Source organism: Kitasatospora sp. NPDC038210 (assembly GCF_055600605.1).
The window spans coordinates 1-12,233 of the sequence record NZ_JBVJYK010000058.1 but is presented as its reverse complement, the minus strand read 5'-3'; the positions used below and the strand labels follow the sequence as shown (position 1 = coordinate 12,233).

Below are 12,233 nucleotides of genomic sequence, written 5' to 3'. Positions count from 1 at the left end.
ATGCCCTCGATGGTGACCCGGGCGTAGCCGTCGCGGACGGCGATGTCGAGGGCGGCGTCGAGGATGGCGCGGTGGGAGCGTTGGTTGCGGAGGTCCGGATTCGGTGCTGGCGGCATGGTTCGGAGTATTCCACGAGACATTCCACGAGACGTCACGTGCCGTCTTGACGTGATCGTCTTGCGCGGGGAACATGGTTCCCGCGAGGCGAGACGAGACGGTACGTCACGAGACGAGACGGTGCGGGTTGCCGTACGGGGGAAGGTCGTTCCCGTCACGGGGGATCGCCTCGCACTGGAAGCGCCGGGACTGACCAACCGGCCCACGCACAGGGGGACCAATGAAGACCATCGCGTCCGGCATCGGCCGCGCCGGCTCGGTGCGCAGGAAACTCGGCAGACGAGCGGGCAGCGCGGCCGTCGCCGTGGCACTCGCCGGCGCCGGCCTCATCACCGGCACCAGCCAGGCGCACGCGTCGGGGACATGGATCAATGGCTGGAGCACAGTCTCGACACCGTTCCGCTGCACCGTCGGCAGCGACGAGGCGACTTTCTTCTGCCTGTACTACAACAGTGGTGCCGAGGGTGCCATTTGGTTGTCCTCGTCCGGGAAGGTGGCCTCCCTCGGGGGCGAATACTTCCACAACGACGGCTACGGCTCGAACGGTGCCGGAGCGGCCGTCTGGCACGATGCCGCGAGCGTCGAGGCCGTCGAGGGCGGCTGCGCCGTCGGGGTCTACTCCGGAGCGTGGTTCACCGGCGATGCGAACTACGTCCCTGCCGGCCGTGGCGGCAACCTCACGTCCACCGTGAAGAACAAGGAAGAGAGCATCGGCGCCGCCTGCTGACCCCCGCCGGTTTGCCCGAACGGGTGCTGCCGCCGGGCCGCCTGCCCGGCGGCAGCGCTCCGTACCGACCTCATCGACCGATAGGGCACCATGAAGCGCCGCCCGGCCGTACGACCGCGCCACTGCCGGAGCGGCGCTGCTCTCCTCCTGCTGGCCGCGGCCGGCTGCACCCCCACCGCTACCGGCGCGCTCGCTCCCCCGCAGCCGGTTGCCACCCCGACCGTCGCCGCCGGAACGGCGGAACTGCACCTGCCGGTCGAGGCCTACATGCTCTCGCCCACGCAGTCGGTACAGTTCAACTGGGTCCAGCAGGCCGCGACCGGCGCCTGCATGAAGCGGTACGGGCAGGACTACCCGGTACCGGCCCGACCGGACCGGACGCCGGCCGGAGCGTTCGAGACCATGAAACGCCGATACGGCATCAGCGACGCCGAAGAGACACACCGGTGGGGCTATCACCTCCCGGAGACCGCAGACCCGCACAAGACCACGCCGATCGGCAAACTCCCGCTCGACGCACAGACCGTCCTGACAGGCGTCGACCCCCGGACCCGGAACCGGGTGTCGAGCTTCGCCGGAAAGCCACTGCCCGAACACGGCTGCCTCACGGAGCTCGACCGGATCCTCCCGGCCGCAGCCGCCGGACCGCTCGGCCCCGGCAACGGCGAACAGGGGATCGTCGCCACACTCAAGGCCAAGTCCTTCGAGGACTCCCAGGCCGATCCCCGGGTGACCGCAGCCATCGCCGCCTGGTCGTCCTGCATGAAAGGCCGGGGCCACGACGTGGCCACTCCCCTGCGCGCCTCCGAGGGCCTTGCGATGGCTGCGGATCAGCCACCGAGCGAGGCCGAGATCGTTCGGGGCGACGCCGACATCGCCTGCAAACACGAGACCAATCTGATCGGTGTCTGGTTCGCGGTGGAGTCGGATCTGCAGAACGCCGCGATCAATCGGGACAGCGAGACCATGCGGAAGGTCAAAGCCACCCTGGACGACGAAGCAGCCCGACTCAAGCAGCTGTTCGACCGGGACTGGGGCGTGGGTTCCTGACCCGTCCCTGCGGCGGATCGCTGCACGGAGCCGGTCTGCATCCGGACCCGGTAGTCAAGATCAGCAAAGTCCACGCCGGGCACCGTAGCTGCTACCCCTGACGCCACCGGCCGCCCGGCCGGACGTGGTGCGGCCGGGCCCGGGATTGGGTCGTCCGTGCGGTTCCTGATTGTGGGCAAGCCAGGAGCACTCGCGGCAGGCCCCCGTGTGGGGGCCGTAACCCGGGCAGGAGGCCGGGTTCAACAGGCATGACGCCGAACGCGACATCCCCACCCCGACGCGACGATGGCGCCGGTCCCGGCCCGGACGAGGCGCAGCACATCCACGGACCGGCACAACAGGATCGGGAGCAGGCGGCGCGCGAGGTGCTGGCCGTAGCCGGCGAGACGGGGCGGCGGGCTGCCTGGTGGGTGCGGGACCTGGCCGGGCGGCAGGCGGACGCGCGGCACCGGATGCGCCTGGAGCGGGCACCGACGCGATCGTGCGGACCAGCGGGCGGGAGATCGTGCCCGGCAGCGAAGGCCGGCTCGACGAGGAGCTGCGCTACGGCCTGGCCGCGGACGTCGTCGCGGGCCACCCTCTCGCTGACGGGCCGCTGACGCTGAATGCTGGTGAGCGAGTCGCGCCGGCGGCGGTGTGCGCACTGGTGGCGGCGATGCCGGCCACCGTCCTGGGCGACCCGGTACGCGAACTGCCGCTGCTGTGCGAGGCGATCGATGACGCCCTGGCCATCGCCGAACCGCAGACGGGAGCAGAGCCGTCGGCCGCGGGGAGGGCGCCCGCCGGTGATGGCCCGGGACGTGCGTCTCGGATCCGGCGGGCAGCTTGGGGGCAGCGTAGCGGTGCAGGTCGGCGAACCGCGCCCCGGTCCCGGTGCAGGTTCTGGTTTCACCGCGGCGGCGGGCTCGCGGCGGGATCCGGCGTGGGCCAGGCCGTGGGTGGCGGCGGGCTTCGCGCTACCCGGCGGGCGAGAGAGCCCGGGCCTGGTTCAGACGCTCCCAGGTGCTGCTGGAAGCTGGTCTCCAGGTCCTGGGCCGACCCGCGGGCAAGCGCCTGGTCAGACAGTCGGGGCTCCGTGTCGGCGCCCGCTGTTGGTTACGGTCGGCAGATGACTCCCGACGCCCCCACACCTTCGGCCCCACCCGGCCCGCTCCCCCAGGACGCCTCTACCGACGTCCTCGTGGAGACGGCCCTCGACGAAACGGTACGCACCGGGCGCCTGCGAGATCAGTTCGGGCGAGGGACACCTCAGATGAGCCCGAGTCAGTAACTAGCTCCAGGCCCAGCCAAGGAGGACCAAGCCCAGCAGCAGCCCAAGCGTGACTAGCAGGCAGGAGGACCCGCCACTGCCGCCTGTCGGAGGAGTGGCCGGGGCATTCGGGCGGGGATTCCAGCCGTACCAGACCAACGCTCCGCGGGAGGCCATGATTTCGGGTCCGAGGACATCGAACAGCGTGTCCCGCCAATGCACGTAGAACGCCATGCCCGCGTCGCGGGCATTCTGGCCGTTCCGCACTCGGTAGATCGCCAAGGCGTCCTTGAGGTCCCCATAGCTGATCATCACGTCCTCGCCTGGGCGGCAGGAGCGCAGTTGCGAGATCGCATTGGGAACCCCCTCGCTCGCAACCGGCATGCGCATCCACTCATCGAGTGCAGCCGCGCGGGCCTCCTCGAAAGTGGCGAACACCCGCGTGTCGATCTCGATGCCGTTGTCCCCGCCAGCACGCCAGGGCTCGTAGATCCACATCATTCCCCAACCGGGACCCTGCTTGGCCATGCTCATCCCCCTCAGGTGTGCCGACGCGCCGCGACCCGAGCATCGAGTCTGGCAAGGTTCTGGGCCTGGAGCTAGAGCTAACACAACGTCAGCCTCCGAGCGTGCGACGGTTCGCTCCCGGGCCGAGCGGCTCACCGAACTCGGCATGCGCTGGGAGTAGTGCAGGGTCCAGGCTGCGGCCGGGGTGCTGGAGCCCCGGCCGTAGCGCCTGTGCCGGCCTCAGACACCGCACGGTGCGACGGTGACGACGACAGGCGTCAGGTACCACGCGGCGACGTCGGCGGCGGTGACGATGCGGAACACGGGGCTGGGCAGGTCGGCATCCTCGTCATCCTCGCAGGGCACGTGGTTGCCGAAGAGGGAGCCGAACACCAGCGGGTCACGGTGCTTCGCCCCAGCACGTCCAACGCCCGCTCGGCCGCCCGGTACGGGTCCGCCGGTGCCATCAGCCGGGCGACCTCGTAGATGTCCGCCAGCTCGCGCACTCCGAAGCCGTACCGGTAGGCGCTCAGCGAGTAGGTCCGCGCCATCCGGCGGAAGCCCGCGTCTCTGCCCGCCTGTGCCCGCCGCGTCCGAGGAACGAGGCGGCGGGGCTCGACAGGGGCGGCCCGGTGGCCTTCTGGCACCGCCCGCGCCCCGGCCCACCCCGCCAACCGCGAGCAGCCGGCACCAGCCGGGACGCGAGAGAAGAAAAGGCCCGCCGCAGGCGCAGCGAACCCTCAACGCCACCGCCCCACCCAAGCAGCCAACCACCACCCACAAAGCCAAGGACAGGAAGGGGAGGGAGAGGGTTGTCGGGGTGATGAGTTGGGGAAGGTCGCGGCAGCGGGCGCCGAGCAGGGCGAGGCGCTGGGTACAGCTTCGGGTACAAGACCCGTATCTCTCACCACGGATCGTCCGGGGCGGAGACCGGCGCGGACACCGGCTCCCGCTTCGTCGGGGCCGGCAGCACCAGCGCGCCCAAGTCCCTCGCCGCGCGAGACTGCACGCACTTGGGGCTCCAGCCGGTCCGGGCCGGCTTTCTCGTCGAGTTCCGGTGGTGAGCCCGCCTTCGAGCTACAGCGCCGGGTACGCGGCCCGGGACGGGGCTCGGGCGCGAGGGGAGGCCGCGTGGGCGTCCTGTGGGTGACACTTACGAACCGGCGCTCGAATTGGGGTAGATCATGACCTGCATCGAACCACTGCTGGCTTCGATCGGCGAGAAGTAGACCGAGAAGTTGGGGTAGCCGGTCGACTGTCCGTTGGGGGCGAAGGCGCATCCGGCGAGGCTGGGGGTGGAGGGGAAGTCGAAGCTGGCCGGGGAGGTGCCGAAGTCGACGGTCATGCCGAGCGTCCACACCGAGGCGCTCGCGCTGTAGTTGAACAGCATGGAGAGCAAGATGCCGGCTCCGGGTCCGGTGCCGATCTCGAGCGTGAGGTTCGCCTGGGAGGAACCGTCCAGGGCTTGGTTCCGGGTCAGCAGCACGTTGCCCGACTGGCCGGTGGTGAGCGTGGTCGGCGCCTGGGCGAGCTGACACCCCGCGGTCTTGGTGGCGGTGAAGGCCAGCGGCACCAGGGCGTTGTTCGTGTAGACGATCGTCGCCACCCCCTGCTGGACTTGCGTCGGGTTGGTGGTGCTGGTGTTGGCGGCCGGGTTCTGGTAGGCCCTCGCCGTGTTGGCGATGCCGAGCCCGAACTGCCCGGCCTGGACGACCGTGCCGATGATCTGCGCCCCGACCCCGACTGCGCTGATGATGTTGCTCGCGAGGGATTCGGGCTGTCCCGTGGAGCTCGGCGGATTCAGGCTTGAGATGAAGGCGGCGGAGTCCCGGAGCGCCTGGTCCGAGGCGCTGGGCGAGGTCTGGTAGGTGTACCAGGTCACGGTGCCGTGCTGCGTCTGCTTGGTGGTGGGAGCGGAGGGACCGTCGGTGACGGGCTCGGTGGATACCTGGGTTGCCATGTCGACTCCTTGCGCGGGATGGCTGATGGGCGCGCGCTGAGGGCCCTGCCCGAGGAACTCGTAGCACGGGGCACGCCTTCTCCATGAGGACACCCCCCGATTCCGCTCGCACTCCCCGTTGCTCCGGTGGAAGCAGGAGGCAGCCGGTGGTTCGCCAGCCACCCGTCGGGATCCGGTGCCCGAGTTCCGCCGTGTCCACTCCGGCGAGCCGGGCGCGGGCGGCCTTGGCCTCCTTCTCGTAGGAGCCCCGCAGGAGCGCGGAGTTGAGCGAGTCCAGCCAGTCGGAGGCGCCCAGTGGGCCCGCGGCGTACTACGACATCGTCTGGCTCGGCAGCACCACCACCGAGGTCGACCGCAAGGCCACCCAGCGCTTCACCGAACTCGGAATCTTCCTGAAGCTCGCCAAGGCCGTCATCGAAGCCGCGGCCAACAGCATCGCCAAGGACGCCGACGAGTGCAGCCGCAGCGGCGGCACGTCGCCCAGCTGCACGGTGGGACTGACCTTCCTGCCCGGCGGCAAAGCCGTCAAGGGCGCCGAGCTGGCCCTGCAGACCGACAAGGCCATCACGACCGGCGTCGACATCGACAAGGTCCTCGCGGCCATCAAGGTCGCCGACGGCTCCGGCACGTCGACGACCCGGCCCGACTCGCCAAACCGCTTGGGCCCGCCGGCCGGGCGTGACCTCGGTGGAACTGATCCCCCTGCCCGGTCTGCACCTTCACGACGGTGATGGCCAAGCGCGGCTGATGGTGATCGCCTCCGCGCGTGCCGCCGCGCCCAGCGGGACGCCGCGGCGGAGGCCGAGGCGGACCGGGCCGCGGCGTGGCAGCGGCCGCGGGTTGCCACGAGGGGAGCTGCACGCCCTACGCCGGGAGTCGGCGAGCAACGGCGGTGGTGAGGTCTCGGCCGGGTGGTTGACGTCCGCAGACAGCGTGAGGGTGCCGGCCAGTGGCTGGCCCCCTCACCTGCGGTCAGGAGGTGCTCTGTTTCGGGGTTGGCCCGTGGATGGCCTCAGGAAGGCCAACGTCCTCGCCGCCGCGGCGAGCCTTGAGAGCATCGAGGTGGGCCAGGGTGTGGAGGATCCAGTCCTCGCCCGGGCTAATGTCGGCCTGGGCACGCAGCACGTCCACCGCCTCGTCACCCCGGCTGTGCCGGACCAAGAGCTGCGCGAGCCCGTACGACGCGTTCGGATCCCCGGGCGCCTGCCGGTACACCCGCCACCGCACCCTCGACGTCGCCGCGCTCCTCCAGCAGCTCCGCCAGCCGCTGCGCGGCTTCGCTCAGTTCCTCGATCACCGGCCACGCGCCCAGCACGCCGGTCCCGCCGTGCCCAACCGGCGGGTCGGCCTGCGGTTACTGTAGCGGTGCCGCGGTTCTCCAGCTTCACCTTGATCGGCGCGCGACCTGGCCAGCGACCGGGAAGTCTCCCTTCGGGTCCGCCGGAGCCTGTGAGGCGTCAGCCGGTCTGGCCGTACTCGTCGGGCCAGTTGGGGGGCTGGACAGGGCCGCCCGGCCGATCGGGGTTGACGGCCAGACAGAGCACGACGACGCTGGTCGATCGTTTCTGGGTGTATGAACCGAAGATCTCGGGCCCCTCGCCGTAGCAGGGCCGGTACTGGCTGGCATCCCGGGCGATCTTGACGACCTTGTACTGAGCATCCGGTTTGCCGCAGCCCACGATCTGCAGATCCGCTCTGGACGCAACACCGCGATCATGCATGCAGTCACCGACCCGAGCGGCATCGGCCTCGGTCGTGCTCAGCCAGCCGGCGACCAGCAGCCCGATGGTGGCCAGGGCGACCAGGATGAGCGGCGCCCGCGAGGCCTTGCCGAACCGGCGCAGGAGTGAGGAGGAAGTCGGTTCCGAAGCGGTCGAGTGTGGGTTGGCGGCCCGGAGCAACGGGGACGTCATGACAGCTCCTTGTGGTCGGATCATCGGATTGCGGCGCCGAACAATAGCAGCGGATCGTGTACGGGGCCGACGTGCCAAGCCCACCCAGCGACCAGGCCCTGGCCCTCGCCGCGCAGGCGGCAGCAGGGCCGTAAACCACTGGGGGCGGCGTAACGGTGCAGGCTTGCGGCCCGCGCTCCGGTCCCGGTGTGAGTTCGGCCGTCTTCACGGCGGCGGGGGCGTGGTGGGAGCCGGTGTGGAACAGCCCGTGAGTGGTGGCGTCGGCCGCAGGCAGGAGGTTCGGATCCGGTTCAAGCGCTCTCGCGGTGGTGCCGGACAGCGGTCTGCAGGTCTGGGCTGGGCCGGCGTTCAGGTGAGCACCTGGTCGGGCAGTGCGGCCTTCATGCCTGCGACCGCTGTTGGCTACGGTCGGCGTATGACTCCCGGTGCCCCACCCCTGCAGCCTCGCCCGCCCCTTTCCCGCAGGACCCGTCCCCCGACGTCCTGGTCGAGGCGGCCCTCGACGACACGGTGCGCAGCGGTGCCCCGCAGGCCTCCAGAGAGCTGGTCGCGGAGCTGACGCGTCGCGGTGACGACGCGTTCTGGGAGGGGGTGCTGATCGTGCTGGGGCTCTTGGCATCCCGGCTGGTGTACGGGCTGGGGGAACTTCAGGGAGTCGAGCGGTTGCGGCAGGTCGAGCGGACGGCGGTCCCCGTGACCTCTCTCGTCTTGGGAGTGCAGGCGGTCCATCGCGCCGAAGGTGCCGTCGCCGCCCGGGAGATCTGGTCGCGGGACACCCAGGAAATCCGCGAGTCCGCACTGATCCCACTGCTGATCGCTGCCGGCTTCGTGATCGGCTCCAATGAGGGATACCTCAGTGCGGCGAAGACCGGCACCCGAAATTCCCGGGCCCGCCGGCAACTCCACGGCGCCGGACCGCCACCGCAGCATGCGGGCCGTTCCATCCGGCACGCGGGCACCCGGCCGGCCGGACGGTCCTTGAGGACCTTGAGGGCCTGACCGCGCTGCCTACGGGACCGGCCACGGCGGAGCCCGCCGAACTCCCCCTCGTGGGCTGACAGACCGCCGGCCGCCCTCCACCCGTCACTTCGGCGGGTGGAGGGCGAGCGTCCAGGTGTGACTGATGTGCTTGTTCGCCCGTTCGGGGTTCTGCTCGCGGATGACGGCGGTGAGGCGATCGGCGGCGGTGTGCTCCAGGGTGGAGGTGAACCGGTGGCCCTCGCCGCCGGGAACGGTGACGAGTTCGGCGAGCACGGTGTCCGTCAGGTCGCGGCCGACGGCCCGCAGCACGCCCGCGTCGAGGAGCAGGACGGTGCCGTCGGGCAGGACGACCGGGCGCCCCACCTGGGGCGCGGTGAGTAGCAGCGGACTGCGCTCGATCGCCCCGTCGGGGCGGAGCCGCACGACGCGGCTGCCGGCGGGGTTCCCGCGGTCGGTCTCGACGACGCGCACGCCGGTCCCGACGACGTAGTGGCCGTAGGTGTGCCAGGTGTCGGTGAGGTCGCCGTCGCGGTCGTACTGCCAGGTGTGGAAGAAGTCGTAGCCCTCAAGTCCGAGCAGGAACCGGCCCCCGTCGAGTGCCGCGCCTCGCTCGCCGCGGAGTTCGGCGATCAGGGTCCCGTCGGCGAGGTCGAGGAGGTAGGCGGGGCCGATGGGTCCCCACGCGCAGTAGTTCACCGAGCTGGTGGTGACGAGGACGCGCCCGGAAGAGATGTGCGCCGCGTTGGGCACCCCCGGGATGGGGTGGGTCCACCGGACGCGCCCGGCGGTGTCGGTACAGGTGATTTCGAAGGTGCGACCGCCGATGACCAGGTCGTCGCGCCGGGCGAACGGCTCCACCGGGACACGGTGCGTGGGCTCAAGACCGCGCTTGCTCTGCTGGTCGAGTACGGTGACGCGCCAGTTGCCCGGGCCGGTCATGCTTCCCATGCCAGCGATCCTAGGGCTCGTCAGGCCGGCACGGGCCTACAGGTCCACAGCCAGCAGCCAGCAGCCAGCAACCAGCAACCAGCAACCAGCAACCAGCAGCCAAAATAGCAGGCCGCACCGATCTCGGTGCCGGTCACGACCACCGGCCCGCGAGCGGTCCAGTAGGCCCTCCCATCGAACGGGTCAGCGAAGGCCTCCAGCCCGCCGTACCAGGTGACCCAATCAGTGACTTCCGGCAGGAAGCGTCGGGCCTGGCGGTGTGGTCATGTGGGTCCGCCAGTTCTGCCCGTCGTCCGCTGTTCGTCATGGTGGAAGACGGCTTCAGTGAGGGCTGGTCACTCCGCTCAGCGCCTGGTTCCTGGCCCCTGGATGGCCTCCATGCTGGGCTGGGCCCCGCGTACTGGTCGTCCCGCTCCGCGAACCGGGCGCTACCACCCGTGCGACTCGGGTTTGGTTCCGTTCAGCATCCGGCTGGCGCGGCCCGGCCCCCGGCGGGCGCCAGAACCTCGATCGTCCCTTCGATGGCGGTTCCAGCCAGAGGGAGAGCCTGTTCGGGCCAGCTCCGCAGAAGCGCGACTCCCGGTCGGCAAAGCGATGCGTACGGTTGACGGGCCAGTAGCACCTGTCCTGTCGTCTGCCCGCATCGCGGGAGCACCGAGGTAGGGAGTCCGCGCTGTGCCGTCCTTGCTGCACTACGAGATCGTCACGGATCCGACGTCATTGCAGGCGTCGGCCGACGGGGCACCGTCCGTGGGGACGGTGTACATCGTCGTCTCCAACACCCACCAGGAGGAGGTGGACTGGAGGTACATCGATGTGGCGATCCCGCTCGGCCCCGAACGTGACCGCCTGACGGACGACCGTCCGGCGATCAAGCCGGACGTCGACATCACCTGGAGCACGCCCCTGAACCTGGAGAATCCGACGTTCAAGTGGGACGAGACCGAGCAGGCGTTCCGGGTCCACGTCCCCCAGGCGCCGACAGCGAAGCAGAGATTTCCCGGCCAGGCCTCGATGACGCTGACGCTGGACAACATCCCCATCACCCGGGACGGCGGGCTGGTCCTCCTGACCATCCGTGAGGAGACCGGCCTCAGCGAGGGGCCAACGAAGATACAAATGGGCACCTACACCACCACGCTCGCGGTGGTGAAGCAGACGCCGCGGGTCCCGCGCAACTTCCACCCGGCGTCCGCCCTGGTGGACGGGGATACGGGCGGGCAGCTCGAACTGAGGTGGAACGGCCCCGACAACCTCCACTACTGGATCCACCGGCCGGACGGCCCGGTGGACCACATCGAGCCGTTCCCCGGCTCCGCGGTGACGGACCGGCCCTACAGCCGCTCCGTCCCCGTCCCAAAACGTGGCACCACCTACACCCTGATCGCCGGGACGAACGACGGAGGGCAGCAGCACGGGTACTTCCTCACCACCACCGTCCACGCGATCATCCCCGAGTTCGGCAGCGGGACGCGCTCCCTGTGGGTCGAGGGGACGGCGGACAAGGGCCGCCTCGGCTTCACCGAGGACGGCGTGGACGTCCGGGACCCGCAGCATGACCTGGGCAGGGTGACGGCCGACAAGGCCGACGTGGACAGGGTGATCACCAGGCTCGTCCAGGGGCGGACCAACGACAACGGCTGGATCACCTTCCCGGACAGCGGCGTCAACGTGTACCACGGCCCGACCAACGTCCCGGGCGTTGTCACGGCCGCCCGGGCCGACGTGGACGGCGTCAACACCAAGTGGGCGGGCGGCCGCGACGCGGGCGCGGGCTGGGTCGAGTTCACCCCGTCCGGGGCGAGCCTCCACAAGGACGGCAACGTGGCCCCGGGCGACATCACCGCCGGCAAAGCCAACCTGCAGAGCGTCAACACCACGTGGGTCGGCGACCGCGACGGCGGCAAGGGCTGGATCGGGTTCCCCGAGAACGGCATCGACGTCCGTGGAAACGGCACCGACGCGTGGGGCACCGTCCACGCGGGCAAGGCCGACGTGGACGGCGTCAACACCAAGTGGGTCCAAGGCCGCAGCACCGGCGACGGCTGGATCGACTTCCCCACGAGCGGCATCCGCGTCCACCGCGACGGCGGCAACAACCGGGGCGACGTCATCGCTCACAAGGCCGACCTCAACAGCGTCAACACCACGTGGGTCGGCGACCGCGACGGCGGCAAGGGCTGGATCGAGTTCCCCGAGAACGGCATCGACGTCCGCAGGGGCAGCGGCCAGGTGTGGGGCACCGTCTCGGCCGACACGGCGGATCTGAACAGTGTGACCGCGAAGTGGGTCGAGGGGCCCAACGGCACAAAGAGCCGACTTGCCTTCACCGAAACGGGAGTGAAGATCACCGACCCCGACGGCCACAGGGGCACCATCGTGGCGGGCGAGACCAACGTCCGCAGCGTCGTCACCCCCTGGGTGTCAGGGCCCATGCCCGGCGCGGGATGGATCGCCTTCCGGGTGGAGGGGGTGGACGTGATGCGGGACAGCGAGGTCTCCTTCGGCACGATCCGCGCCGCCACCTACGAGGACAAGCAAGGGGGAACCGGGCGCGCCCTGCACCGCAGGCTGCCCCCGTACGACTGGCCGCCGAAGTCGCAGTAGGCGCCTTCCACACCTGGCAGCCTGCCAGATGGTCCGAACGAGGATGCCTGGATGAGACGAGCTGCTGGCACAGAGGCTTCTCAGTGGACGTTAAGTCCCGTTTCTCTTGTTTCGTGATCGCTCGTACGTGTGAACGTTGGCCGTACTGGCGTGCTGGCCGGGGTTCGGGTGATG

11 protein-coding genes are annotated in these 12,233 nt (G+C 70.2%); 6 read left to right on the top strand and 5 right to left on the bottom strand.

The features are described 5' to 3' along the window. The first annotated feature begins 337 nt into the window (after positions 1 to 337). The gene (locus tag ACZ7KX_RS42055; RefSeq protein WP_470331234.1) at positions 338 to 844 is read left to right on the top strand and encodes a hypothetical protein; all 507 of its coding nucleotides are present in this window, start codon (positions 338 to 340) and stop codon (positions 842 to 844) included. Between the two features lie 267 nt (positions 845 to 1,111). After that, positions 1,112 to 1,894, top strand: coding sequence for a hypothetical protein (locus ACZ7KX_RS42050; RefSeq protein WP_470331233.1), 783 nt, complete (start codon positions 1,112 to 1,114; stop codon positions 1,892 to 1,894). Between the two features lie 1,270 nt (positions 1,895 to 3,164). On the opposite strand, the gene ACZ7KX_RS42045 is transcribed toward ACZ7KX_RS42050, so the two are convergent. The 3 genes from ACZ7KX_RS42045 to ACZ7KX_RS42035 form a co-directional block, all read right to left on the bottom strand. Continuing rightward, positions 3,165 to 3,671 carry a hypothetical protein gene (locus ACZ7KX_RS42045; RefSeq protein ID WP_470331232.1) on the bottom strand — a complete coding sequence of 169 codons (507 nt, stop codon included), beginning with the start codon at positions 3,669 to 3,671 and terminating at the stop codon, positions 3,165 to 3,167. 219 nt (positions 3,672 to 3,890) lie between these two features. Next, positions 3,891 to 4,043, bottom strand: coding sequence for a hypothetical protein (locus tag ACZ7KX_RS42040; protein ID WP_470331231.1), 153 nt, complete (start codon positions 4,041 to 4,043; stop codon positions 3,891 to 3,893). Positions 4,044 to 4,803: 760 nt separating this feature from the next. Beyond that, positions 4,804 to 5,610 carry a hypothetical protein gene (locus ACZ7KX_RS42035; protein WP_470331230.1) on the bottom strand — a complete coding sequence of 269 codons (807 nt, stop codon included), beginning with the start codon at positions 5,608 to 5,610 and terminating at the stop codon, positions 4,804 to 4,806. Between the two features lie 263 nt (positions 5,611 to 5,873). Between ACZ7KX_RS42035 and ACZ7KX_RS42030 the strand changes: the two genes are divergently transcribed. Then, complete coding sequence (locus ACZ7KX_RS42030; protein WP_470331229.1) at positions 5,874 to 6,341, top strand: hypothetical protein; 468 nt, start codon at positions 5,874 to 5,876, stop codon at positions 6,339 to 6,341. Positions 6,342 to 6,712: 371 nt separating this feature from the next. Further along, on the top strand, positions 6,713 to 6,973 hold the full coding sequence (locus ACZ7KX_RS42025; RefSeq protein WP_470331228.1) for a hypothetical protein: 261 nt from the start codon (positions 6,713 to 6,715) through the stop codon (positions 6,971 to 6,973). Positions 6,974 to 7,067: 94 nt separating this feature from the next. Here the strand turns inward: ACZ7KX_RS42025 and ACZ7KX_RS42020 are convergent, their stop codons facing one another. Further along, positions 7,068 to 7,523: an LppU/SCO3897 family protein gene (locus tag ACZ7KX_RS42020; protein ID WP_470331227.1), complete on the bottom strand. Its 456-nt coding sequence runs from the start codon at positions 7,521 to 7,523 to the stop codon at positions 7,068 to 7,070. A 591-nt stretch (positions 7,524 to 8,114) separates the two neighbouring features. Between ACZ7KX_RS42020 and ACZ7KX_RS42015 the strand changes: the two genes are divergently transcribed. Next, entirely contained in the window at positions 8,115 to 8,522 is a 408-nt protein-coding gene (locus ACZ7KX_RS42015) for a hypothetical protein (protein WP_470331226.1), read from the top strand. A gap of 84 nt (positions 8,523 to 8,606) precedes the next feature. Here the strand turns inward: ACZ7KX_RS42015 and ACZ7KX_RS42010 are convergent, their stop codons facing one another. Next, the gene (locus ACZ7KX_RS42010) at positions 8,607 to 9,452 is read right to left on the bottom strand and encodes a hypothetical protein (RefSeq protein WP_470331225.1); all 846 of its coding nucleotides are present in this window, start codon (positions 9,450 to 9,452) and stop codon (positions 8,607 to 8,609) included. 675 nt (positions 9,453 to 10,127) lie between these two features. Between ACZ7KX_RS42010 and ACZ7KX_RS42005 the strand changes: the two genes are divergently transcribed. Further along, positions 10,128 to 12,059, top strand: a complete 1,932-nt coding sequence (locus tag ACZ7KX_RS42005; protein ID WP_470331224.1) for a hypothetical protein — start codon at positions 10,128 to 10,130, stop codon at positions 12,057 to 12,059. Positions 12,060 to 12,233: the final 174 nt, after the last annotated feature.

Bases quoted from the DNA above. Each gene is read 5' to 3' on its own strand.
- ACZ7KX_RS42055 (WP_470331234.1), top strand. From the start codon at position 338: ATGAAGACCATCGCGTCCGGCATCGGCCGCGCCGGCTCGGTGCGCAGG.
- ACZ7KX_RS42050 (WP_470331233.1), top strand. From the start codon at position 1,112: ATGCTCTCGCCCACGCAGTCGGTACAGTTCAACTGGGTCCAGCAGGCC.
- ACZ7KX_RS42045 (WP_470331232.1), bottom strand. From the start codon at position 3,671: ATGGCCAAGCAGGGTCCCGGTTGGGGAATGATGTGGATCTACGAGCCC.
- ACZ7KX_RS42035 (WP_470331230.1), bottom strand. From the start codon at position 5,610: ATGGCAACCCAGGTATCCACCGAGCCCGTCACCGACGGTCCCTCCGCT.
- ACZ7KX_RS42025 (WP_470331228.1), top strand. From the start codon at position 6,713: ATGTCGGCCTGGGCACGCAGCACGTCCACCGCCTCGTCACCCCGGCTG.
- ACZ7KX_RS42020 (WP_470331227.1), bottom strand. From the start codon at position 7,523: ATGACGTCCCCGTTGCTCCGGGCCGCCAACCCACACTCGACCGCTTCG.
- ACZ7KX_RS42010 (WP_470331225.1), bottom strand. From the start codon at position 9,452: ATGGGAAGCATGACCGGCCCGGGCAACTGGCGCGTCACCGTACTCGAC.